The organism is Streptomyces sp. NRRL B-1140 (genome assembly GCF_001280065.1).
Classification (GTDB): Bacteria; Actinomycetota; Actinomycetes; order Streptomycetales; family Streptomycetaceae; genus Streptomyces.
Genome location: NZ_LGEA01000097.1, coordinates 55216 through 77470, shown reverse-complemented (window position 1 = coordinate 77470; position 22255 = coordinate 55216). Strand labels below are relative to the sequence as shown.

At 71.4% G+C, this 22255-nt stretch carries 22 protein-coding genes; 13 read left to right on the top strand and 9 right to left on the bottom strand.

Features of this window, described 5'->3' with window-relative positions; all coding sequences use genetic code 11:
- Positions 1 to 47: 47 nt before the first annotated feature.
- The 3 genes from ADK65_RS18205 to ADK65_RS18195 all read left to right on the top strand — a co-directional run bounded on the left by ADK65_RS18205 (position 48) and on the right by ADK65_RS18195 (position 2056).
- Positions 48 to 908 (top strand): helix-turn-helix domain-containing protein, encoded by an 861-nt coding sequence (locus tag ADK65_RS18205; protein ID WP_053671233.1) that lies wholly within the window; start codon positions 48 to 50, stop codon positions 906 to 908.
- Positions 909 to 1163 carry a DUF397 domain-containing protein gene (locus tag ADK65_RS18200; RefSeq protein WP_033310663.1) on the top strand — a complete coding sequence of 85 codons (255 nt, stop codon included), beginning with the start codon at positions 909 to 911 and terminating at the stop codon, positions 1161 to 1163.
- Between the two features lie 80 nt (positions 1164 to 1243).
- Complete coding sequence (locus tag ADK65_RS18195; RefSeq protein WP_053671232.1) at positions 1244 to 2056, top strand: SAM-dependent methyltransferase; 813 nt, start codon at positions 1244 to 1246, stop codon at positions 2054 to 2056.
- Between the two features lie 55 nt (positions 2057 to 2111).
- On the opposite strand, the gene ADK65_RS18190 is transcribed toward ADK65_RS18195, so the two are convergent.
- Complete coding sequence (locus ADK65_RS18190; protein ID WP_053671231.1) at positions 2112 to 3524, bottom strand: PLP-dependent aminotransferase family protein; 1413 nt, start codon at positions 3522 to 3524, stop codon at positions 2112 to 2114.
- Positions 3525 to 3571: 47 nt separating this feature from the next.
- Between ADK65_RS18190 and ADK65_RS18185 the strand changes: the two genes are divergently transcribed.
- A complete protein-coding gene (locus tag ADK65_RS18185) occupies positions 3572 to 4057 on the top strand; it encodes a carboxymuconolactone decarboxylase family protein (protein ID WP_053671230.1) in 486 nt (161 codons plus the stop codon).
- Positions 4058 to 4219: 162 nt separating this feature from the next.
- Here ADK65_RS18185 and ADK65_RS18180 read toward each other — a convergent pair whose 3' ends face one another.
- From ADK65_RS18180 to ADK65_RS18170, 3 genes are all read right to left on the bottom strand, one after another.
- On the bottom strand, positions 4220 to 5710 hold the full coding sequence (locus ADK65_RS18180) for a glutamate synthase subunit beta (protein WP_053671229.1): 1491 nt from the start codon (positions 5708 to 5710) through the stop codon (positions 4220 to 4222).
- A 152-nt stretch (positions 5711 to 5862) separates the two neighbouring features.
- Positions 5863 to 6342, bottom strand: coding sequence for a DUF1772 domain-containing protein (locus ADK65_RS18175; protein ID WP_053671228.1), 480 nt, complete (start codon positions 6340 to 6342; stop codon positions 5863 to 5865).
- A 189-nt stretch (positions 6343 to 6531) separates the two neighbouring features.
- Complete coding sequence (locus ADK65_RS18170) at positions 6532 to 7230, bottom strand: DUF2293 domain-containing protein (protein WP_053671227.1); 699 nt, start codon at positions 7228 to 7230, stop codon at positions 6532 to 6534.
- 122 nt (positions 7231 to 7352) lie between these two features.
- Between ADK65_RS18170 and ADK65_RS18165 the strand changes: the two genes are divergently transcribed.
- Both ADK65_RS18165 and ADK65_RS18160 read left to right on the top strand, forming a co-directional pair.
- A complete protein-coding gene (locus ADK65_RS18165; protein WP_053671226.1) occupies positions 7353 to 7994 on the top strand; it encodes a uridine kinase in 642 nt (213 codons plus the stop codon).
- A 144-nt stretch (positions 7995 to 8138) separates the two neighbouring features.
- Entirely contained in the window at positions 8139 to 8567 is a 429-nt protein-coding gene (locus ADK65_RS18160; RefSeq protein WP_053671225.1) for a CBS domain-containing protein, read from the top strand.
- Between the two features lie 60 nt (positions 8568 to 8627).
- On the opposite strand, the gene ADK65_RS18155 is transcribed toward ADK65_RS18160, so the two are convergent.
- Positions 8628 to 9755, bottom strand: a complete 1128-nt coding sequence (locus ADK65_RS18155) for a magnesium and cobalt transport protein CorA (RefSeq protein WP_053671224.1) — start codon at positions 9753 to 9755, stop codon at positions 8628 to 8630.
- A 348-nt stretch (positions 9756 to 10103) separates the two neighbouring features.
- Here ADK65_RS18155 and ADK65_RS18150 point away from each other — a divergent pair, with 348 nt between their 5' ends.
- The gene (locus ADK65_RS18150; protein WP_053671223.1) at positions 10104 to 10895 is read left to right on the top strand and encodes a methyltransferase domain-containing protein; all 792 of its coding nucleotides are present in this window, start codon (positions 10104 to 10106) and stop codon (positions 10893 to 10895) included.
- A gap of 18 nt (positions 10896 to 10913) precedes the next feature.
- Here ADK65_RS18150 and ADK65_RS18145 read toward each other — a convergent pair whose 3' ends face one another.
- Entirely contained in the window at positions 10914 to 11870 is a 957-nt protein-coding gene (locus ADK65_RS18145; RefSeq protein ID WP_078956031.1) for a carbohydrate kinase family protein, read from the bottom strand.
- Positions 11867 to 12775 carry a pseudouridine-5'-phosphate glycosidase gene (locus ADK65_RS18140; protein ID WP_053671222.1) on the bottom strand — a complete coding sequence of 303 codons (909 nt, stop codon included), beginning with the start codon at positions 12773 to 12775 and terminating at the stop codon, positions 11867 to 11869. Before ADK65_RS18140 ends, ADK65_RS18145 begins: the two co-directional genes overlap by 4 nt.
- Positions 12776 to 12880: 105 nt before the next feature.
- On the opposite strand from ADK65_RS18140, the gene ADK65_RS18135 reads away from it, so the two are divergent.
- Positions 12881 to 13309, top strand: a complete 429-nt coding sequence (locus tag ADK65_RS18135) for a VOC family protein (RefSeq protein ID WP_053671221.1) — start codon at positions 12881 to 12883, stop codon at positions 13307 to 13309.
- Between the two features lie 34 nt (positions 13310 to 13343).
- Here ADK65_RS18135 and ADK65_RS18130 read toward each other — a convergent pair whose 3' ends face one another.
- Together ADK65_RS18130 and ADK65_RS18125 are read right to left on the bottom strand one after the other, a co-directional pair.
- Positions 13344 to 13898, bottom strand: a complete 555-nt coding sequence (locus ADK65_RS18130) for a methylated-DNA--[protein]-cysteine S-methyltransferase (RefSeq protein WP_053671220.1) — start codon at positions 13896 to 13898, stop codon at positions 13344 to 13346.
- A 52-nt stretch (positions 13899 to 13950) separates the two neighbouring features.
- Entirely contained in the window at positions 13951 to 14823 is an 873-nt protein-coding gene (locus tag ADK65_RS18125; protein WP_053671219.1) for a glycerophosphodiester phosphodiesterase, read from the bottom strand.
- Between the two features lie 289 nt (positions 14824 to 15112).
- Here ADK65_RS18125 and ADK65_RS18120 point away from each other — a divergent pair, with 289 nt between their 5' ends.
- The 5 genes from ADK65_RS18120 to ADK65_RS18100 all read left to right on the top strand — a co-directional run bounded on the left by ADK65_RS18120 (position 15113) and on the right by ADK65_RS18100 (position 22206).
- Positions 15113 to 15979 (top strand): MHYT domain-containing protein, encoded by an 867-nt coding sequence (locus tag ADK65_RS18120; RefSeq protein WP_053671218.1) that lies wholly within the window; start codon positions 15113 to 15115, stop codon positions 15977 to 15979.
- Positions 15980 to 16019: 40 nt separating this feature from the next.
- Positions 16020 to 18170: an excinuclease ABC subunit UvrB gene (uvrB, locus tag ADK65_RS18115; RefSeq protein WP_053671217.1), complete on the top strand. Its 2151-nt coding sequence runs from the start codon at positions 16020 to 16022 to the stop codon at positions 18168 to 18170.
- Between the two features lie 139 nt (positions 18171 to 18309).
- Complete coding sequence (locus ADK65_RS18110) at positions 18310 to 18888, top strand: TerD family protein (protein ID WP_053671216.1); 579 nt, start codon at positions 18310 to 18312, stop codon at positions 18886 to 18888.
- 78 nt (positions 18889 to 18966) lie between these two features.
- Positions 18967 to 20982, top strand: coding sequence for a TerD family protein (locus tag ADK65_RS18105; protein WP_053671215.1), 2016 nt, complete (start codon positions 18967 to 18969; stop codon positions 20980 to 20982).
- Between the two features lie 222 nt (positions 20983 to 21204).
- Positions 21205 to 22206 (top strand): TerC/Alx family metal homeostasis membrane protein, encoded by a 1002-nt coding sequence (locus ADK65_RS18100; protein WP_078956030.1) that lies wholly within the window; start codon positions 21205 to 21207, stop codon positions 22204 to 22206.
- Positions 22207 to 22255 lie beyond the last annotated feature (49 nt).

Here is a 22255-nt window from a genome sequence, read left to right as displayed (position 1 = left end):
AGCGTTTGGTGTGACCGGCTCGTCAGAACTCTTCCTGGAGGTGGAGCGTGAGTGAACCGCGGTCCGCGCCGACGGTCGGTCAGGTCGTTCTCGGCCGACGCCTGTTGGACCTGAGGGAACGCGCCGGAATGAAGCGCGAGGAGGCCGCGCGCATCCTCCGCGTCGCCCCCGCAACGGTCCGCCGCATGGAAATGGCCGAGGTCGCGCTCAAAATCCCGTACCTGCAACTGCTCCTCAAGGCCTACGGGATCCCCGAGGAGGAGGCCGAGGCCTTCGTTCTGCTGGCCGAGGAGGCCAACAGGCCCGGTTGGTGGCAGCGTTTCCACGACATCCTGCCCGGCTGGTTCTCGATGTACGTGAGCCTGGAGGGCGCGGCCAGCGTCATCCGCAGTTACGAGCCCCATTTCGTCCCCGGACTGCTGCAGACCGAGGACTACGCGCGCGGGGTGCTCCGGTCGGGCGCCATCGGCCAGACCCGGCCCGATGACATCGAGCGCCATGTCGCCCTGCGCATGCAGCGCCAAGACCTGCTCACCCGCGAGGACGCTCCGCGGCTGTGGGTCGTGATGGACGAAACCGCGCTGCGGCGCCCGGCCGGCGGCCCGGAAGTGATGCGGGCCCAGATCGACAAACTGCTCGACGCCACGAAGCTGCCCAACGTGACGCTGCAGATCGCCCCGTTCGCCAATGGCCCGCACCCGGGCACGTACGGGCCGTTCGTGCTGTTCCGATTCGCCATGCCCGAACTGCCGGACATGGTCTACAGCGAGTACCTGACCGGCGCCGTCTACCTCGACGCGCGCACCGAGGTGGCGACCCACCTCGAGGTCATGGACCGCATGGCGGCGCAGGCCGCTACGGCACATCGCACGAAGGAGATCCTCCGGGATCTCCGCAAGGAGCTGTGAATGGATCGCATCAAGCCGCGCAAACACGTCTACAACGGTATGCCCGCGCGCGACTTGGGCAGCGAAGGCTGGCACAAGCCGTGGAGCGGCGGCAACGGAGGCAACTGCCTGGAGGCGATGAAGCTCGCCGACGGCCGGATCGCCCTCCGTCAGTCCACCGACCCGGACGGGCCGGCGCTGATCTACACCACCGACGAGATGACGGCCTTCATCGAGGGGGCGAAGTCGGGGGAGGCGGACTTCCTGCTCTCCTGATGCGTACGTGCCATTTTCTGTCCTCAACCTTCCTACGCTGGTGCTGAATCGACCGTCCCTTGCGCCTTACGGAGTGCCTCATGACCGGGCAGGACCCCACCTCGGCCGTCCAGATCGACACGACCAGACCCCATCCCGCGCGGATGTACGACTGGTACCTCGGCGGCAAGGACAACTACCCGGTCGACGAGGAGATGGGCCGGCAGATGCTCACCCTCGACCCCAGAGTGCCGGTGATGGCCCGGGTCAACCGCGCCTTCATGCACCGCGCCACACGCTGGCTGGCCCGCAACGGCGTACGGCAGTTCCTCGACATCGGCACCGGCATCCCGACCGAGCCCAACCTCCACCAGGTCGCCCAGGAGACGGCGCCCGGCGCCCGGGTCGTCTACTGCGACAACGACCCCATCGTCCTGGCCCATGCCGCGGCCCTGCTGCGCGGCACGGACGAGGGCGTGACCGAGTACCTCCAGGCCGACGTGCGCGACCCGGACGCCATTTTGGAGGGCGCGAGGAAGGTCCTGGACTTCACCCGGCCCGTCGCGCTGTCGCTGGTCGCGCTGCTGCACTTCGTCTCCGACGAGGACGGCGCCCACGACCTGGTGAACCGCCTGCTCGCCGAACTGCCCTCCGGCAGCTACCTGGTGATGACCCACGCGACCGCCGACTTCACCCCGAAGGAGTCGAAGGCGGCCACCGACAAGCTGCGCGCCGCCGGCGTCACCCTGGCCCTGCGCTCCCGCCAGGAGTTCGCCCGCTTCTTCGACGGCCTCGACCTCGTCGAGCCCGGCGTCGAGGTGCCCCACCACTGGCACCCCGAGCTGGGCGAGCCCGTGCCCGGGCAGGACGACGGGGTGATCCCCGGCTACGGGGCGGTCGGACGCAAGTCCTAGGTATCCCGGGGCTTCCGGACTTCCGCCCAGGGGCCGGTCACGGCGGCGGCAGCGGTCACGGCGGCGGCAGCACACCGCACAGCGCCTCCAGGGCCGGCCCGTAGGCGTGCTCGGAGGGGGTCGCGTACCCCACGACGAGCCCGTCCCCTTCGGCCATGCGGGTCTCCGGGTGCCGGAAGGCGGCGAGGCCGTCGAGGGCGATGCCCTGCCAGGCGGCGGCCTTGACCGCGGACGCCTCGGTGCCGGGCGGCAGCCGCAGCACCGCGTGCAGGCCGGCCGCGATGCCGGTGGCCTCGATGTGCGGCGCGTACTCGGCGAGCGCGGCGACGAGCCGGTCCCGGCGGCCGCGGTAGCGCTGCCGCATCCGCCGCACGTGCCGGTCGTACGCCCCCGAGGTGAGGAAGTCCGCCAGGCTCAGCTGGTCGAGGACGCTCGCCCACGCCTCCCGCTCGCCCTTGGCCTCCAGCACGGCGCCGACGTACCGCTCCGGGAGTACCATCCAGCCCAGCCGCACCGCCGGCGACAGGCTCTTGCTCACCGAGCCGATGTAGATCACCTGCTCGGGGCCGAGCCCCTGGACCGCGCCGACCGGCTTGCGGTCGTAGCGGAACTCCCCGTCGTAGTCGTCCTCCAGGACCAGCCCGCCTCGCGCGCGTGCCCAGTCGGTCACGGCGGCCCGGCGCGCGGGGTGCAGCGGGCCGCCGGTCGGGAACTGGTGCGCCGGCGTGAGCAGTACGGCTCGTTCGCGCCCCAACCGGCCGACCTGTGCGCCGTCTTGGTCGAGGGGGAGGGGCACGGTCCGCACACCGGCCGCGGCCAGGACCTCCCGGTGGAACCCGAGTCCGTACGCCTCCACCGCCAGGGGCCCGCGCAGGACGCCGCCGCCGAACAGCAGCCGTAGCGCGTGCGCGAAACCGGAGCAGACCACGATCCGGTCCGGCGCGGTCCGCACGCCCCGGGCGCGTGCCAGGTACTCCGTGAGTGCCTCCCGCAGTTCCCGCCGCCCCGCGGGGTCGCCCGGCCCGAACACCTCGTGGGGCGCCTGCTGGAGGGCCCGCCGGTAGGAGGTCAGCCAGGCGGTGCGCGGGAAGGCCGAGGCGTCCGGCGTGCCCTGCCGCAGGTCGTGCCGCGGACCACGCTCGCGTGCAGGCGCCTTCTTCGGCACACGGGCGGCGGGCCGCAGCGGCTGGGCCCGTTCCGCGACCCGGGTGCCCGAGCCCTGCCGGGCGGTGAGCCAGCCCTCCGCGACGAGTTCCGCGTAGGCGTCCGCCACCGTGTTGCGGGCGACACCGAGGTCCGCCGCGAGCGAGCGGTACGGCGGCAGCCGCATGCCCGGGGCGAGCCGCCCGCTGCGGACGGCCTCGCGCAGGGCCCGGATCAGCGCCGCCCGGCGGCCGCCCGGCCCGGTCAGCTCCAGATGCAGGTCGGAGCCGATGCGCTCCGCCACATTGACCCACGAATCTCCCACGGAAATGCACCCTACAACGGGTCTTTACGGCTCGTAGGTTGAAGGGCATGACGACGAACACGAGCACGAGGAGCATCTTCGGGACGGCGAACCGGCTGGACTTCGGCGCGTCCGCCCCGAAGGCCTTCCGGGCCCTCATCGCCTTCGACGCCGCAGCCCGCGACGGCCTCGACCCGGCTCTGGTGGAGCTGCTCCAGATCCGTTCCTCGCACCTCAACCACTGCGCGTACTGCCTCCACATGCACACCAACGACGCCCGCAAGGCCGGTGAGAGCGAGGACCGGCTGCACATGGTCGCCGTGTGGCGCGAGGCCCGTCACTTCTTCTCCGAGCGGGAGCAGGCGGCCCTCGCCCTCACGGACGCGCTGACGCTCGTCGCCGACGCCGGCGTCCCGGACGACGTCTACGCGGAGGCGGCCACGCTCTTCGACGAACGGGAACTGGCCCAGGTCATCGCCCTGATCTGCACGATCAACACGTGGAACCGGGTGGCGCTGTCGACGGCGAAGGTCGCGGGGACGGACGAGCGGTGATCCTTCCGTGGGCGGGGCTGGCTGGGGCGGGGGCGGAGCGTCCGTGGGACGGGTGGTGATCGTGCGTCGGAAGGGCAGCGCTCCTCGGGCAGGCGGGCGATGATCGTCCGCCGAGCAGGGCGGACCGCCATGGGCCGGTCGTACGGCCGGATCGATGCCGGACTACACCGCCATGGGCCGGTCGTGGGGCCCGATCGGTGCCGGCAGCCTCGAACTGCCCGTCAGATGACGGTCGACGGCGGCCGCCACCGCCCGTCCCTCGGCGATCGCCCACACGATGAGCGACTGCCCCCGTGCCGCGTCGCCCGCGGCGAACACCCCGGGCACGTTCGTGGCGAACCGGGAGTCCCGCGCGATCGTCCCGCGGGGCTCCATCTCCAGCCTCAGCTGGTCGACTAGCCCGTCCTCCCGGTCGGGCCCGGAGAAGCCGAGGGCGAGCAGGACGAGGTCGGCGGGGAGCGTCCGCCCGGTGCCCTCCACCGGGCGGCGCCGCGCGTCCACCTCGACCAGGTGCAGCGATCGCACATGCCCTTGCGCGTCGCCGTCGAAGCGCAGTGTGGACGCCGCGAAGAGCCGCGCGTCCGCGTTGGCGACCGGCGCGGTCCGCAGGTCGCGGGCCTCTTCATGAGCGGCGGAGAGCCGGTAGACCCGGATCGGGTACGTCGGCCAGGGCTCGGTCTCCTCGTCGCGCTCCGCGCCCGGCAGCGCGTAGATGTCCAGCTGGGTCACGGACGCCGCGCCCTCCCGGACCGCCGTGCCCAGGCAGTCCGCCCCGGTGTCGCCACCGCCGACGATGACCACGTGCTTCCCCGCGGCCGACAGCGGAGACGTCTCCAGATCACCCTCACGCACCCGGTTGGCCAGCGGCAGGTACTCCATCGCCTGGTGGATCCCCGTCAGCTCCCGCCCCGGCACCTGCAGTTCACGCCACGCGGTCGCCCCGGTGGCGAGCACGACGGCGTCATAACGGGTCCGCAGCTCTTCGGCCCCGATGTCCCGCCCGACCGCGGTGGACGTCCGGAACTTCGTCCCCTCGGCCCGCATCTGCTCCAGCCGGCGCTCCAGATGGCGCTTCTCCATCTTGAACGCCGGGATGCCGTACCGCAGCAGCCCGCCGAGCCGGTCGTCCCTCTCGTACACGGCGACCGTGTGCCCGGCCCGCGTCAGCTGCTGGGCCGCGGCCAGCCCCGTCGGGCCCGAGCCGATCACCGCGACCGTCTTGCCGGACAGCCGCTCCGGTGGCCTCGGCGGTGCGAAGCCCTCCTCCTGGGCCCGGTCCGCGATGGCACACTCGACGTTCTTGATCGTGACGGCCGGCTGGTTGATCGCCAGGACACACCCGGTCTCGCACGGAGCCGGGCACAACCGGCCGGTGAACTCCGGGAAGTTGTTCGTCGCGTGCAGCCGGTCGGAGGCCGCCCGCCAGTCCTCCCGGGAGACCAGGTCGTTCCACTCGGGGATCAGATTGCCCAGCGGGCACGCGTCGTGACAGAAGGGGATGCCGCAGTCCATGCAACGGTCGGCCTGCTCGCTGATGATGGGCAGCAGTGCCCCGGGGACATAGACCTCGTCCCAGTCCCGCGCGCGTTCCTCGACCGGCCTGCGCGGCCAGTCCTGGCGGGGCGTGGTCATGAAACCCTTGGGATCGGCCATGGCCGGCTTCCTTGCGTGCGCGGGGGACGGGCCGTACGGCGTCTGGCGGCACACTTCTCACTCGTCGTGCGGCACTCTTCTCGCCACGATACGTCCGCCTCCCGGCCGGTGCCTGTCGCCGTGTGACACCGGATTCCGGTGAGCCGCCGGTGTCAGGTGAGCGCGAGCACGTACGCCAGGGCCGCCCCTGCCGAGGCGGCCGTGCGGATGTGGTTCCACAGCGTCCACTCCCGCAGATACGCCGCCCAGTACGCCGCCGCCGGAGGTGTGTCCGGCTCCAGCCCCGCCAGTGCGTCGTTGCGCGGCACGTTCGCGACCATGGTCAGCCCCAACGACCCGAACAGATACAGGGCGCTGCCGACCAGCAGCTCCACCGTGCCCTCGTCCGGCCACAGCACGAACGTCACCACGGCGATCACCGCGCACAGCGCCGCGGATCCGAGGAACACGATCATGAACGGCGGAGCCACCGCGGCCGCGTTGATCGCGTTCATCGCGGCGACCCCCTGCGCGGGCGGCAGCGTGCCGAGGCCCCGCATCACGAAGGTCGAGAACCCGCAGAACACCCCGGCCACCAGGCCGGTCCCGAGCACCCCCAGCACCGTCAGTACGAAGTACGGTCCGTCGATCATGTCCTTCTCCCGCCCGTCGAGCCGGGATCCTGCCCGGCACCCTTCCTCAGCACAAGCGAAATCCCGTACGAGCACAGTGATCATGGCCGGGCCGCAGGGGGCCGTGAGCACACGCCCACGGTCCGCCGAACGGCCCCCGCCCCGCTGTCCGCCGGGCGGTACCTGTCACGACCTGCCGACCGCCCCACATCACCCCGCGGAGCCGAGTCCCTCCTCGGCCCACCCCCGCAGCACCGTCGCCACCGCCGCCGCGATCCGCCGCCGCGCCTCGTGGCGCGGCACACCACTCATCAGCAGCCGGTCGTACGGCGTGTCCAGATGCCGTACGGACGCCGCGACCGCCGAGGTCACCGCCCCCTCGGTGAGCGCACGGCCCGCCGCGCTGCGGCCCACCCGTCCGCTGCCCCGCTCCGAGGCGTGCAGGGCGATGGACCGCGCTCGACCGGACGGGCATCCCGGAAAGAGCCGGAGTATCTCCGTCGCGAACGCCTGGGCGAACAGGGCGTCCTGAGCCGCCCGCCGCCGCGCGTCCCGCACCCGGCGCCGCCGTCTCGCCTCGGCATCCGCGAGGCACCGCTGCTCGGCCCGCGCGAGCGCCGCCTCCTCGACCAGGACGCCCTGCCGCTCGTACCGGCTCTTGCGCCGGTTGAACCGTACGACCACCGCCGACAGCGCGCTCTCCTCCCGCGATCTGCGGGTCAGCGCGGTGTCGCCACTCGGGAGGAACACCAGGTGCGCGAGGTCGGCGCAGTCCAGGCAGCGCGGGACGCCGTCCTCCAGGACCAGCAGCGGTAGGGGTCCCCGTCGGCACTCGGCGCAGGAGCGCCGTTTGAGGGGCTGGAAGACGAGGAGCCCGGTGCGGGGCGGGAGCGAGGCGCGGGGGACCATACGTGTTTCATTCCCCGCGGCGGCAGCCCGAACTGCGCACTTCAGGACGGATCCAGGCGATCCCCCCACTGCTCCGCCGAGGCGACGGACGGCGGGGCGCCTCTGTCCCCGCCTGACGCATCATGGGCCGTGTGCGACTCGAAGCGATCACCTGGGAACGGCTCGGCGACCTGCTCGCCGATCGCGTGCTCGATCTGGAGCCCGCCGACGGCAGCCCCTGGCCGCGCATCGCCTTCGACGGCGCCCCGGCCGCCCGCCCGGGCGACCTCGCCCGCCGCGTCGGCGAGGCACTGCGCATACGCGGCCGCTCCTCCCTCGTCGTGGGCACCGAGGGCTTTCTGCGCCCCGCCTCCGTACGGCTGGAGTACGGCCACCAGGACGTCGAGGCCTACTACGGCGGCTGGTACGACACGGGCGCCCTGTGGCGCGAGGTGTTCGGCCCGCTCGACGCCGACGGCGACGGCCGCGTCCTGCCCGACCTGTGGGACCCGGCCGCCGACCGCGCCACTCGCAGCCCCTACGTCGAACTCCCGCCCGGCGGTGTGCTGTTGCTGCACGGCCCCTTCCTCCTCCGGCACTGGTTCCCCTTCGATCTGAGCGTTCACGTCCTGCTGTCCCCGGGCGCCCTGCGCCGCCGCACCCCCGAGGGCGAGCACTGGACCCTCCCCGCCTTCGAGCGCTACGAGCACGAGACGGATCCGGCGGAGACGGCGGACATCCTGGTACGAGCCGACGACCCGCGTCATCCGGCGTGGAACGGCTGAGGCGTGCCGAGTCGTGCTCGGAGCCGAGCCGCAGGCCGCCGGGCTTCCATGTGCGGGCATCCCGCTGCGCGGCGAGAATGAAGGGCGCCGGGACTCGCGGTGCGTCCCGCTCCGCGCCGGCCGTCCGGCACCGGGAGGTACACCATGACCACCGCCGGAGACATCATGCACCGCGGCGCCCAGTGGATCCCCGCTCACGAAACACTCGACCGTGCCGCACAGCTCATGCGCGAACTCAATGTCGGCGCCCTGCCCATCAGCGACGAGAACGAGCGGCTCTGCGGCATCCTCACCGACCGCGACATCGTCGTCGGCTGCGTCGCCATGGGCCACGACCCCGCCCGGATCACCGCGGGCGAGATGGCCAAGGGCACGCCCCGCTGGATCGACGCGGACGCCGATGTCGGCGAGGTGCTGCACGAGATGCAGGAGCACCAGATCCGCCGGCTGCCCGTCATCCGGGACAAGCGCCTGGTCGGCATGATCAGCGAGGCCGACCTGGCCCGGCATCTCGCGAAGGACCAGATCGCCTCCTGGGCCGAGAGCGTGTACGCCACGACCGCCATGCACTGACCGCCCGGACCACCCCGCGGGCACCGCGCCCTCGGGTCCCTCGCAGGCCCCGGGCCCGTGTCAGAGCCAGCCGCTGCGCCGGAACCCCCGGTACAGAGCGAGGCACGCGACGGATATCACGCCGAGGACCATGCCGTAGCCGTACCGCCAGTGCAGCTCCGGCATGTGGTCGAAGTTCATGCCGTAGACCCCGCAGACCATCGTCGGCACCGCGACGATGGCGGCCCAGGCCGTGATCTTCCGCATGTCCTCGTTCTGCGCGACCGTGACCTGCGCGAGGTGCGCCTGGAGGATGGAGTTGAGCAGTTCGTCGAAGGCGGCGATCTGCTCCTTCACCCGCAGCAGATGGTCCGACACGTCGCGGAAGTACGCCTGTATCTCCGGGTCGACCGCCCGGATCGGCCGGGTGGCGAGATCCTCCAGCGGCCGGCTGAGAGGAACCACCGCCCGCTTCAGCTCCAGCAGTTCCCGCTTGAGCTGGTAGATGCGCCCCGGGTCGGTGCGCGCCCCGGCCTCCGAGAACACGTCCGTCTCGACCTGGTCGATGTCCGCCTGCACCGAGTCCGTGACCGTCAGGTAGTCGTCCACCACGTGGTCCGCGAGCGCGTGCAGCACCGCCGACGGGCCCTTGGCGAGCTGGCCGGGATCGGACTCCAGCTCCTCGCGCAGCGGGCCCAGTGAGCCGTGCCGGCCGTGCCGCACCGTGATCACGAAGTCCGCGCCGACGAACACCATGATCTCGCCGGTGTTCACGACCTCGCTGGTGGCCGTCAGCTCCTCGTGCTCGACGTAGCAGACGGTTTTGAACACCGCGAAGAGCGTCTCGCCGTAGCGCTCCAGCTTGGGCCGCTGATGCGCCTCGATCGCGTCCTCGACGGCCAGCGGATGCAGGTCGAAGAGCTCGGCGATGCCCGCGAACTCCTGGTCCGTGGGCTCGTGCAGACCGAGCCAGACGAAACCCTCCCGGCTCTTGCGCACCCGCTCCACGGTGTCCACCAGATCGCCGCGCGCGGAGGTGCGGACGCCGTCCCGGTACGTCACGCAGTTCACCACCGAGGAGCCCAGCGGGGACCGGGCCGGGTGACTCAGATCGACGCGCGGACGCCGCCGGGCCAGCCGTGCCACCTTGCGAAGGCCACCGACCCCGCCGAGGCCCGTGACCCTCCTCAGATTCCCCGCCATGGACATCCGGCTCTCCTTGCATGGAACTTCTCGCGCCGTTCCTGCGCCTTGGCGCGCCAGTCTGCCAGGCCCGCGTGAGCTGCGGGTAAGCCTGTGGACAAGGTCGGCGAAGCCCATTCCGCTTCGTTCCCGCCTGTGGACGGACGACCCGCGGAGTCGCCGCGGTCCTGCCGTAGGGACGCATGTCCCGCCCGGACGGTTCTCGAACGGAAGCGTCACTGGTGCCCGCTGCGACAGCGTCAGAAGCCGTGCTGCGTGCCGTCAGCATCCGACGCCGTGCCGCGCGCCGACGCGGTGCTCCGTGCCGGAGCGTCGACGAGTAACGGCAAGTCGGACAAATGGGATGATCGTCGTATGACGCGAACCGATGGGTACCTCCTGGCCAACCGGCAGACCGAGGCCGCGGAGCACTTCAGTGCCTTCGCCGCCCTCTTCGACCCCACCACGTTCCGGCACCTCGAAGCTCTCGGCATCGGATCCGGCTGGCGGTGCTGGGAGGTCGGCGCAGGCACCTCCGTGGTGTCCTGGCTGGCCAAGAAGGTCGGCCCGACGGGACGCGTCGTCGCGACGCATACCGACACCTCCCGGCTCGCCTCCGTCGCCCGGCCACCCGTCGAGGTGCGGCTCCACGACCTCGGCGCGCAGGAGCCACCGGGGGAGGGCTTCGACCTGGTGCACGCCCGCCTCGCCCTCGTCCACGTGACCGACCGGGAAGGGGCGTTGCGATCCATGGCGGCGGCACTGCGCCCAGGCGGACGCCTCCTCGTCGAGGACGCCGACCCCGCGCTGCAGCCCCTGCTCTGCCCCGACGAGCACGGCCCCGAGCAGCAGCTCGCGAACCGGCTGCGGCAGGCCTTCCGCCGACTGCTCGCCGACCGCGGGACCGACCTGCCCTGCGGCCGCACCCTGCCGCGGCTGCTCCGCAACGCCGGACTGACCCGGGTCCACGCCGATGCCTACTTCCCGCTCGCCTCGCCCGCCTGCGCGGCCCTGGAGTCGGTCACCATCCGCCAGATCCGCGACCAGCTCGTCACCGCAGGCCTCGCCACGGACCAGGACATCGACCGCCATCTGGACAACGTCACATCCGGTGCGCTCGATCTGACGACGGCACCGATGATCTCGGCGTGGGGGCGCAAGGAGTAGCCGGAGCGGGTGCGGTCCTCAGCCCGGCACGGGCGGCCTGCCGCCCACCTGCTCCACCGCTCGCGCGCCCGCCCGGCAGCCCTCCGCGGCCGCGTCCTCCGGCCCCGCGCCCGCGAGCAGGGCGGCGAGGAACGCGCCGGTGAAGGCGTCACCCGCCCCCGTGGTGTCCCGCGGTGTCGCGGGGACGGCCGGGACGCGGGCGCTCACCCTCCCCGAGCGGGCCACGAGTGCCCCCTCGTGACCCTGTTTGGCGACGACCAGCGGCACCCGCAGGCTCAGCTCGGCCGCCGCCGCGGCCGCATCCGCCAGCCCCGTGAGCAGACACGCCTCGTCACGGCTGGGAAGCAGTACGTCCACGCCCTCGGTGAGCTCGAGGAACCGCTCGGCGCCCAGCTCCGCCAGGAAGCCGGCCGACGCCGGGTCCAGACTCACGGGCACGCCCCGCGCACGTGCGGCATCGAGAGCCACCGACACCAGGGCCCGGCTCGGGCCGGAGAACAGCAGGTAACCCGAGAGGTGCAGCCGGGCCACGCCGTCGAGGAGCGCGTCCGACCAGTCGGCGGGCCCGAGACGTACCGACGCGCCGCTGTCGGTGAGGAACGTCCGTTCCGCCGAAGCGCCCCCGTCGACCATGCAGATCACCGTGCCGGTCGGCGCCAGCGGGTCGACGACGAGCCGCGGACGCACCCCCTGGGCGACCAGCTCCCGCTCGTGCCAGGCCGCCGCATCCGCCCCGACGCGTCCGAGCAGCCGCACGTCCGCAGTTCCCCGGTGGGCCGCCCAGCAGGCCACATTGGCGCCCGCCCCGCCGGCCACCGTGCGGATCGAGGCAGCCGTGTCCGTGCCGGCCGCGAGCGGCCCTCGATGCCGCGCGACGACATCCGTGATGACGTCGCCCACGACCAGCAGCCCCGTGTCGGCCGTGCGCCCGGAGCCCGGCTTGCCTCCCGGCCCCGCTTCGGCGGCCGCCGTCATCCCCGGGCCCAGGCCGCCGCGATCCGTGCCGCCAGGCGAACGTTCCCCCGGACCGCCGCCAGATTGGCGCTCAGGGAGGCGCCGTCGGTGTGCCGCACCAGGTGGTCGAGCAGGAAGGGAGTGACCGCCTGGCCGGTGATGCCCGCCTGCGCGCACGCCTGCAGTGCCTCCGCGAGCACCCGCGCGTGCAGTTCCGGGTCCAGCTGCTCGTCCTCGGGCACGGGGTTGGCGACGATCAGGGCCGAATCCGGCCCGTCGAGCGCGTCCTGGGCGCGCATGGCCTCCGCCACCTGCCCGGGCGTCTCCAGCGTCCAGTCCACCGGATGCCCGGAGTCCGAGAGGTAGAAGCCGGGAAACCGGCCGGTGCCGTAACCGGCCACGGCGACCCCCAGTGTCTCCAGCCGCTGCAGGGTCGCCGGCACGTCCAGGATCGACTTCACCCCGGCACACACCACCGTGACGCGCGTGCGCGCCAGCAGCCCCAGGTCGGCCGACTCGTCCTGCGTCGCCGTCCACTCCCGGTGCACCCCGCCGAGTCCACCCGTCGCGAAGACCCGCACACCCGCCAGCGCCGCCAGCAGCGCCGTCGCCGACACCGTGGTCGCCCCGCTCACCCCGGACGCCACCGCGAGCGGCAGGTCGCGGTGGCCGAGCTTGCGGATCCCGTCCTCGTTGGCGACCCGTTCCAGCTGCTCCTTGTCCAGGCCCACACACGGGCGCCCGTCCAGCACGGCGATCGTGGCGGGCACCGCGCCCTCCTGCCGTACGGCCGTCTCCAGCTCCAGCGCCACCCGGAGATTGCGCGGCCGCGGCAGCCCGTGAGCGATGATCGTGGATTCCAGGGCCACCACGGGCCGGCGCGCGTCGATCGCCTCCCGTACTTCTTCGGACACCACCAGCACCACGCGCCTGCCTCCTGTCAGCCGGTCAGTCGTCTTCCCTCATCTCTGGCGGGCGGCGGACCGGGCCAAACCCTTGCGGGCCGCCGGAGTCCCCACGAGCCTGGGGGGATGACCGACCACACACCTCGTCTCGACCACGTCGTGCTCTGGGTGCGCGACCCGCTCGCCGCCGCGGACTTCTACGAGAAGGCCGTCGGCCTGGAATCGGTCCGGCTCGCGGAATTCGCGGCGGGTGAGGCGCCCTTCCCCTCCGTGCGCGTCAACGGCGAGACCATCCTCGACCTCATGCCGCTGAGCTACGCGGAACGCATGACGATGCTGCCCGGCTCAGCCGACAGCGCGGGGCACCCGGTCAACCACGTCTGCCTGTCGTTGCCCCGCGGCGACTTCGACGCCCTCCTCAGCCGCCTCGAAGAACGCTCCGTGCCGATGTCGGACCTCGCGCACGGTTCCTTCGGCGCCCAGGGCAAGGCCGCCCGCAGCTTCTACTTCCGCGACCCGGACGGGAACGTCTTCGAGGCCCGGCACTACGACTGACCGAGCCCCTCGGCTCGCACGGGAGCGGCGGCTCTCAGAAGAGCGGCTCGGGAAGCACACCCTCCAGGGCGAGCAGCCTCCGCTTGGTCTCCAGGCCACCCCCGAAGCCGCCGATGCCGCCGTCGCTCTCCACCACCCGGTGACAGGGCACCACGACCGGCAGCGGATTGGCGCCCATCGCCATGCCCACAGCCTGGGCGGCGCCCGGTTGACCGACGCGTCCGGCCAGGTCGCCGTATCCGACGACCTGGCCGTACGGCACGCCCGAGGCCAGTTCACGCAGGACGGCCCGGTTGAAGCCGGAGATCAGCGACCAGTCCAGAGGCAGCTCGAAGTCGCGCCGCCCACCCGCGAAGTACGCTTCGAACTGGCGTATCGCCTCGGCCAGCAGCGGCGAGCCGGGCGCCTCGACGGGCTCGGTGCCCAGCCGCGCCGCCAGCCGCTCGACGGCCCGGTCCCGCACCGCGTCCGTGGCGTGGAACACGACGTTGACCAGCCCCTCCCGGCTCGCGGCCAGCAGCAGCGGCCCGATCCCGCTGTCGACGACCGTCCACACGACGTGCGGCTCGACCTGCTCTCGGCTGTCCATGCGCCCACAGTAGGACCCGCCACTGACAACGCCCTCCGGGGCGGAACGCCGATCAGTCGCCCACGGCCCTTCGCACCACGTCCGGCCTGTTCGTGATGATCCCGTCGACGCCGTAACCGGCGACCCGCCGGGCCGTCTTCGCGTCGTCGACCGTCCAGGCGAAAACCTTCATCGGCCTGCCGTGCGGTCCGTCGAACGCCTGGACGGAGGACACGTATGCCGGGGTGAGCGAGCCGTAGGAGGGGTTGATCTGGTCGGCGAACTCGGCGCAGTCGAGCAGGTCCGGCAACCGTGGCGTCCCCAGGAGGCCGGTCTTCACACCGGGCTTCAGCTCGTGCACCGTCCGCACGCTGTCCGCGCTGAAGCTCTGCACGATCAGCCGGCCCGCCAGATGCGACCGGTCGAGCCAGCCCTCGTTGCTGAGGACCTTCAACGTCTGCCGCTCGATGCCCGGGTACAGCTCCGGATTCTTGATCTCCAGGAGGAGCTTCTGACGATGACTCTCCAGGCGGCGCACGAACTGCTCCAGCGTCGGCACGCGCACACCCGCGTACGCGGGACCGAACCAGCTGCCCGCGTCCAGACGGGCGATCTCCGCTGCCGTGAAGTCCTCCACCCTCCAGGGAGCCCGGTCGGGATACACCTCCTCCACGTCGGTGGTGCGCCGGAGGTTGTCGTCGTGGATGACGACCAGCTCTCCGTCCCGCGTCCGCTGCACGTCGTTCTCCACCCAGCGGATGCCCAGCTCCGCGGCTGCGTCGAGGGAGGCCAGGGTGTTCTCGGGCGCGTACGCGGACGCCCCCCGGTGCCCGATGACCAGCGGGGGCGCGTCACCGCCCGCGGCCTGCGCGGGGGAGACGGGGAACAGGAGAGCGGCGGTACCCAGGAGTGCGGTGGTCGAGGCGGCAACAGCGCGCGCGTGCATGCGTACTCCTCGCGACGAGCGAACGGCAACATCACAGACAGCACAACTGTGACAGCAGAGGGTCAACGCGAGAGGGGTGCGAGATGGCCACACGCCGAACGGAGAAGGCTCAACTCCGCTCACTGGTACCGCACAACTGCGGCAAGGCCGTGTTTCTTTGCCGGAAAGTCGTTCGACCATTCCGGTGGGGGTCATACTCTCTGCGTCAACCCTGACCGCTGGTGCGGTCCTGGGAGGGGGCGCACATCAGGAATTCCGGGACGTACGAGGGCGGGAAGGGCAGCCGCGCATGCAGGGCACGGTCGACGGATTCAGCTACGGCCTGGTCACACCCCTGGTGGCCTACTTCATGGCCTGCCTCGGCGGCGCGCTGGGCCTGCGGTGCACCACGAGATCCATGCTCGTCGCCCAGTCCTGGCGTCCGGGCTGGCTCGCCCTCGGCTCCGCCGCCATCGGCTCCGGCATATGGACCATGCACTTCGTCGCCATGATGGGATTCACCGTCCGCGGCACCCCGATCCACTACGACAAGGCGATGACCTTCGCGAGTCTGGCCGTCGCGATCATCATGGTGGGCATCGGGATCTTCATCGTCGGCTACAAGGGGGCCCGCGGCACGGCCCTGTTCACGGGCGGCACCATCACCGGCCTGGGCATCGCTTCCATGCACTACCTGGGCATGGCCAGCATGAGCCTGGACGGGAAGCTGGAGTACAACACCGTCACCGTCGGCATCTCCGTCGTCATCGCCATGGGCGCCGCCACCGCCGCCCTGTGGGCCGCCGGGCAGATCAGGGGCTTCCTGTGGAGCGTGGGCGCCAGCCTCGTCATGGGGCTCGCCGTCAGCGGCATGCACTACACGGGCATGGCCGCCCTCAGAGTCCACCTGCACGGCACGGCCGAGCCCGCCACGGGGGACTCGCCCGCGACACTGCTCGCGCCCATGCTGATCGGCCCGCTCGCCTTCCTGCTCCTCGCGGGCGTGGTGGTGATGTTCGACCCGCTGATGGTCATGGGGAAGCCCACCGTCGCCCCCGCCGAGCACAAACCCGGCGTCCCCGCCCACATCCACGTCCGCCATTCCGCCCGGCGCCTGCGCTTCCGCCCCCGCCGCACCGTGGAGCACCGGGGGTCCCGCACCCCGCAGAACCGCTGATCAGAGCCCGTTGTCAGTGGGGGGTCGTACGGTGGAACCCATGCGGCCCGTTTCAAAGATCGAACGCACGGTGGCGCCCTTCGAGGTCGTCAGCCCCTACCAGCCGAACGGCGACCAGCCGACAGCCATCGCCGACCTGGCCCGGCGCATCGAGGCCGGCGAGAAGGACGTCGTGCTGCTCGGTGCGACCGGCACCGGCAAGTCCGCCACCACCGCGTGGATGATCGAGAAGCTCCAGCGCCCCACGCTCGTGATGGCGCCGAACAAGACGCTGGCCGCCCAGCTGGCGAACGAGTTCCGCGAGCTGCTGCCGAACAACGCCGTCGAGTACTTCGTCTCGTACTACGACTACTACCAGCCCGAGGCCTACGTCCCGCAGTCGGACACCTACATCGAGAAGGACTCCTCGATCAACGAGGAGGTCGAGCGCCTCCGACACTCCGCGACGAACTCGCTGCTCACCCGTCGTGACGTCGTCGTGGTCGCCTCGGTCTCCTGCATCTACGGCCTGGGCACCCCGCAGGAGTACGTGGACCGCATGGTCCCCCTCAAGGTCGGCGAGGAGATCGACCGCGACGAGCTGCTGCGCCGCTTCGTGGACATCCAGTACACGCGCAACGACATGGCCTTCACCCGCGGCACCTTCCGCGTGCGCGGCGACACCATCGAGATCTTCCCGGTCTACGAGGAGCTGGCCGTCCGCATCGAGATGTTCGGCGACGAGATCGAGGCGCTGTCCACCCTGCACCCGCTCACCGGCGAGATCATCAGCGACGACGAGCAGCTCTACGTCTTCCCGGCCTCCCACTACGTCGCGGGCCCCGAGCGCCTGGAGCGGGCCGTCAACGACATCGAGAAGGAACTGGCCGAGCGCCTGACCGAGCTCGAGAAGCAGGGCAAGCTGCTGGAGGCCCAGCGCCTGCGCATGCGCACCACGTACGACATCGAGATGCTGCGCCAGATCGGCAGCTGCTCCGGCGTGGAGAACTACTCGATGCACTTCGACGGCCGCTCGCCCGGCTCCCCGCCCAACACCCTGCTGGACTACTTCCCGGACGACTTCCTCCTCGTCATCGACGAGTCCCACGTCACCGTTCCGCAGATCGGCGCGATGTACGAGGGCGACGCCTCCCGCAAGCGCACCCTCGTCGACCACGGCTTCCGGCTGCCCTCCGCCCTGGACAACCGCCCCCTGAAGTGGGAGGAGTTCCAGGAGCGCATCGGCCAGACGGTCTACCTGTCGGCCACTCCGGGCACCTACGAGATGTCCCGCTCGGACGGTTTCGTCGAGCAGATCATCCGCCCCACCGGTCTCGTCGACCCCGAGGTCGTCGTCAAGCCCACCGAGGGCCAGATCGACGACCTGGTGCACGAGATCAGGCAGCGCACCGAGAAGGACGAGCGCGTCCTGGTCACCACGCTCACCAAGAAGATGGCCGAGGACCTCACGGACTACTTCCTGGAACTGGGCATCCAGGTGCGCTATCTGCACAGCGACGTCGACACCCTGCGCCGGGTCGAACTGCTGCGTGAACTGCGCGCCGGCGAGTACGACGTGCTGGTCGGCATCAACCTCCTGCGCGAGGGACTCGACCTGCCCGAGGTGTCCCTGGTGGCGATCCTGGACGCCGACAAGGAGGGCTTCCTCCGCTCCGGCACCTCCCTGATCCAGACCATCGGCCGCGCCGCGCGCAACGTCTCCGGTCAGGTCCACATGTACGCCGACAAGATCACCCCGGCGATGGAGAAGGCGATCGAGGAGACCAACCGGCGCCGCGAGAAGCAGATCGCGTACAACACGGAACGGGGCATCGACCCGCAGCCGCTCCGCAAGAAGATCAACGACATCGTCGCCCAGATCGCCCGCGAGGACATCGACACCGAGCAGCTGCTCGGCTCGGGTTACCGCAAGGCCAAGAAGGACGGAGGGGGCACCAAGGCGCCCGTGCCGTCCCTCGGCAAGGCGGCGGGCGATGCCAAGTCCGCCAAGGGCAAGGGCAAGGGCAAGGCCGCGGAGACCATGCCGACCGACCGTCCCGCGGCCGAACTGGCCGGGCAGATCGAGGAGCTGACCGCGCGGATGCGGGCCGCCGCCGCGGAGCTCCAGTTCGAGATCGCGGCCCGGCTGCGCGACGAGGTCTCCGAGATGAAGAAGGAACTGCGCCAGATGAAGGAGGCCGGCCTGGCCTGACAGCGTGCCGCGCACGCGCAGTGTTGCAAGACCGACACAAAGTGCGGAGCGGGGTACGGCACGGTCAGTGCCCCTGCGTAAGGTGCTGGTCAACCGCGACCACGCGGCAACAGGGGACGTTCGAGAGGGGAATCAGCGCGTGACCGTCAACATGACCAAGGGTCAGGCCATCAGTCTGCAGAAGAACGACGGTGGCAGCCTGACCGCGGTTCGCATGGGTCTCGGCTGGCAGGCGGCTCCCCGGCGCGGCCTGTTCGGCTCGCGCACGCGAGAGATCGACCTCGACGCCTCCGCCGTCCTGTTCGCGGACAAGCAGCCGGTCGACGTCGTCTTCTTCCGTCACCTGGTGAGCGACGACGGCTCCGTGCGCCACACCGGTGACAACCTCGTCGGCGGTGTCGGCCAGGGCGGCGACGACGAGGCGATCCTCGTCGACCTGGCGCGGGTCCCGGTCCACATCGACCAGATCGTCTTCACCGTGAACTCCTTCACGGGCCAGACCTTCCAGGAAGTGCAGAACGCGTTCTGCCGGCTGGTCGACGAGTCCAACGGCCAGGAGCTCGCCCGCTACACGCTCGCCGGCGGCGGCCAGTACACGGCCCAGATCATGGCCAAGGTCCACCGCTCCGGCCAGGGCTGGACGATGACGGCCCTGGGCAACCCGGCCAACGGCCGCACCTTCCAGGACCTGATGCCGGCGATCCTGCCGGTGCTCTGAGCCCAGCCGGGCCCCGCAGTCACGGGGCCCGGGGAGCAGCACCCGACTCCGCACAACGACACAGGGGGACCAAGGGCGATGACGGCCGAGCTGGTGCGGGGGCAGAACCACCCGCTCTCCCAGGCCCGTCTCGAGATCCGGATCTCGGCCGGTACGCCGGTCGTGGCCGTGGCCGCACTCGGTGACGAGAACGGCCGGATCCACGGTGTGGAGTGGGTGGCCCATCCGGGCGCACCCGCCCAGCCGGGTCTCGAGGTCCCCCGGCAGGCAGCCGCCGACCACCGCCTCGCGGTGGACCTCGACGCCGTCCCCGAGGCCGTCCACCGGGTCGGCGTGCTGCTCGCCCTGCCCCTCGGCGGGACGGGACCGGTCCGTTTCGGCGCCGTGGCCGCCCCCTTCGTCGCCGTCACCGGTCTCGACGGCGGGGAGGTCGCCAGCTACACCATCACCGGTCTGGAGGCGGAGTCGGCCGTCGTCGCCCTGGAGCTCTACCGGCGGCAGGGCGCCTGGAAGGTGCGCGCCGTGGGCCAGGGTTACGCGGGCGGCCTCGCCGAACTCCTCACCGACCAGGGCCTGCCGCAAGCCCGGCAGCTCGCCGGCGGCATCAACGACGCGGTCGCCCAGGGGCTGGCCCGCTCGGTACAGGCGCCCCCGCCCCGCACGGCGGACGGCGACCGCTCCCGGCAGGCAGCGGCTCCCGCCCTCGGCCCGGACCAGGGCGGCACCGCGCCCCAGCCCGGTCCCGGCTCTGCGATGTCCCCCTACGGCGGTCAGACGCCCGGCGGTCCGTTGCAGCCCGGTCCTCAGCAGCCGTCTTATCCCGGCGCCACGCCGGGCCCCGACGCCGTCACCCAGCCGTCAGCGCCCCCGGCCGGCGGCCCGATCGACTACAGCCACCCGCGCCGGCAGAACGCCGCTCCGCCGCCCCCGCCGACCGCGCCCCCGGCCGCGCCCGGGCAGCCCGCGCAGCCGGTGGCGGGCGACGCGACCGGCTGGTCCATGGAGGAGCGGCTCTACAACCAGGTGTGGGGCATGTTCGAGGACCTGGCCCGCACCACCGCCGCCTACCGCAGCGCCGTCGACTTCGCGGAGTCACGCATGGACAAGGAGCTGGAACAGGTCCTCTCCGACCCGCGCAGCCGGATCGGCGGGCAGGGCGACGCCGCCCGTGAGGCCGCGCGGACCCGGTACGCCGAGCTCGTCGCCCAGGCGCAGGAGGCCCTCGACCGGGACCTGGCCCAGCTCGCCGCCGAGGCCGGCGTCGTGGAACCGGCCCTGCCGCCGGCGTACGCCCGCTGGGACAACCCGGTGTGGCACGCCTACCGGGTGCCGATGGAGATCCCCATGGCCCTGCGCCTGGGCGATCTCCACCTTCCGGAGGCCGACCGGATCCGGATCCCGATGCTGGTCCGGCTGCCGCTGGAGCGAGGCCTGTGGATCGACAGCGGAGCGGCCGGATCGTCCGGCGGCTCGCTCACCGATTCCCACGCCATGAGCCGTCTCGCCATGGAGACGGCCGTCGCGCACGCGGCCCGGCTGCTCGCCGTCTACCCGGCGGGCGAGTTCACCGTCCACGTCATCGACCCGGCCGGTTCCGGGGCGCAGTCGCTGGCGCCCCTCGTACAGACGGGCGTGCTCGCGGCTCCGCCGGCGCGTGGGGCCGCCGGCGTGGCGGACGTGCTGGGCCGGCTCACCCAGCGGGTCGACCTGGTGCAGATGGCGGTCCGGGGCGGCGCCGCCGACTCCCTCCCGCCCGGCTTCGACATCTCCCAGCAGCTTCTGATCGTCAACGACTTCCCGCACGGTTTCGACGACCGGGCCGTGAACCAGCTGCGCTACCTCGCCGACGAGGGCCCCGCCTTCGGCGTCCATCTGATGATGGTGGCCCACCGGGAGGAGTCCTCCGGGTACGGGCCTTTGCTCGACCCCCTGTGGCGTTCGCTGCTGCGACTGACTCCGGTGGCCGACGATCACCTCGCGGACCCCTGGGTCGGTCACGCGTGGACGTACGAGCCGGCGCTCGTGCCGCCCGGCAGCCAGATCCTCCAGCAGGTGCTGAGCCAGGTGGCCACCGCTCGTACCAAGTTCATGTAAAGCCATCTGACCTGGGATTTTGGGATTTCTTTTGCCGAACGCTTTACCTGTTCTTGGTGATTGGGTACTGTTGACGGCACGGAGGGGAGTACTCCCTGTCTGCTGCGGCGTACCCGTCAATACGGATCAGGCCAGATCCCGGGGCGTCGGCCCATCCTTGGGTGGAAGAGACCTCCGGCAGCGACGACGCTGACATTTGCCGTTACGACTGCCGGAGGCGCAGTGGATGTTTCCGTGACCCTATGGGTCCTGACGATCGTGGGCCTCGCCGCCCTCATCGCGGTCGACTTCTTCATCGGCCGCAAGCCGCACGACGTGTCGATCAAGGAAGCCGGAATCTGGACGATCGTCTGGATCGTGCTGGCCGCGCTCTTCGGGGTCGGCCTGCTCCTGTTCGCGGGTGGTCAGCCCGCCGGTGAGTTCTTCGCCGGCTTCATCACCGAGAAGTCGCTCAGCGTCGACAACCTCTTCGTCTTCGTCCTGATCATGGCGAAGTTCGCGGTGCCGTCGCAGTACCAGCAGCGCGTGCTGCTGATCGGTGTTCTCATCGCCCTGGTCCTGCGAGCGATCTTCATCGCCGCCGGTGCGGCGATCCTCGCCAGCTTCTCCTGGGTCTTCTACATCTTCGGCGCCTTCCTCATCTGGACCGCCTGGAAGCTCATCCAGGAGGCCCGGGCCGACGAGGAGGACGAGGAGTTCGAGGAGAACAAGCTGCTCAAGGCCGCCGAGCGCCGCTTCGGCGTGGCGGACCGGTACCACGGCACCAAGCTGTGGATCGAGGAGAACGGCAAGCGGGTCATGACCCCGATGCTGGTCGTGATGCTGGCGATCGGCACCACCGATGTGCTCTTCGCCCTCGACTCCATCCCCGCGATCTTCGGCCTGACGCAGGACCCGTACATCGTCTTCACGGCCAATGCCTTCGCCCTGATGGGTCTGCGCCAGCTGTACTTCCTCATCGGGGGCCTGCTGAAGAAGCTGGTCCACCTGAGTTACGGCCTGTCGATCATCCTGGGCTTCATCGGCGTGAAGCTGGTGCTGCACGCCCTGCACGAGTCCGGGGTGCATGTCCCCGAGATCAGCATTCCGGTCTCGCTCGGCGTGATCTGCTCCGTCCTGATCGTCACCACGATCACCAGCCTGCGCGCTTCCAAGAAGCAGGCGGCGGCCGAGGCGGCGCAGGGCGGGAGCGGAGGCGCTCCGAAGGACAGCATCGACGCCTGACCGCGTCGGGCGTAGGAACGACCATCACCGGGACCGGCGCTCCGCGAAT

Coding starts and splice junctions, on each gene's coding strand:
- uvrB (WP_053671217.1), top strand. CDS start 16,020: ATGCGGCCCGTTTCAAAGATCGAACGCACGGTGGCGCCCTTCGAGGTC.
- ADK65_RS18165 (WP_053671226.1), top strand. CDS start 7,353: ATGGGCCGTGTGCGACTCGAAGCGATCACCTGGGAACGGCTCGGCGAC.
- ADK65_RS18175 (WP_053671228.1), bottom strand. CDS start 6,342: ATGATCGACGGACCGTACTTCGTACTGACGGTGCTGGGGGTGCTCGGG.
- ADK65_RS18200 (WP_033310663.1), top strand. CDS start 909: ATGGATCGCATCAAGCCGCGCAAACACGTCTACAACGGTATGCCCGCG.
- ADK65_RS18135 (WP_053671221.1), top strand. CDS start 12,881: ATGACCGACCACACACCTCGTCTCGACCACGTCGTGCTCTGGGTGCGC.
- ADK65_RS18160 (WP_053671225.1), top strand. CDS start 8,139: ATGACCACCGCCGGAGACATCATGCACCGCGGCGCCCAGTGGATCCCC.
- ADK65_RS18120 (WP_053671218.1), top strand. CDS start 15,113: ATGCAGGGCACGGTCGACGGATTCAGCTACGGCCTGGTCACACCCCTG.
- ADK65_RS18185 (WP_053671230.1), top strand. CDS start 3,572: ATGACGACGAACACGAGCACGAGGAGCATCTTCGGGACGGCGAACCGG.
- ADK65_RS18155 (WP_053671224.1), bottom strand. CDS start 9,755: ATGTCCATGGCGGGGAATCTGAGGAGGGTCACGGGCCTCGGCGGGGTC.
- ADK65_RS18130 (WP_053671220.1), bottom strand. CDS start 13,898: ATGGACAGCCGAGAGCAGGTCGAGCCGCACGTCGTGTGGACGGTCGTC.
- ADK65_RS18180 (WP_053671229.1), bottom strand. CDS start 5,710: ATGGCCGATCCCAAGGGTTTCATGACCACGCCCCGCCAGGACTGGCCG.
- ADK65_RS18170 (WP_053671227.1), bottom strand. CDS start 7,230: ATGGTCCCCCGCGCCTCGCTCCCGCCCCGCACCGGGCTCCTCGTCTTC.
- ADK65_RS18125 (WP_053671219.1), bottom strand. CDS start 14,823: ATGCACGCGCGCGCTGTTGCCGCCTCGACCACCGCACTCCTGGGTACC.
- ADK65_RS18195 (WP_053671232.1), top strand. CDS start 1,244: ATGACCGGGCAGGACCCCACCTCGGCCGTCCAGATCGACACGACCAGA.
- ADK65_RS18150 (WP_053671223.1), top strand. CDS start 10,104: ATGACGCGAACCGATGGGTACCTCCTGGCCAACCGGCAGACCGAGGCC.
- ADK65_RS18105 (WP_053671215.1), top strand. CDS start 18,967: ATGACGGCCGAGCTGGTGCGGGGGCAGAACCACCCGCTCTCCCAGGCC.
- ADK65_RS18145 (WP_078956031.1), bottom strand. CDS start 11,870: ATGACGGCGGCCGCCGAAGCGGGGCCGGGAGGCAAGCCGGGCTCCGGG.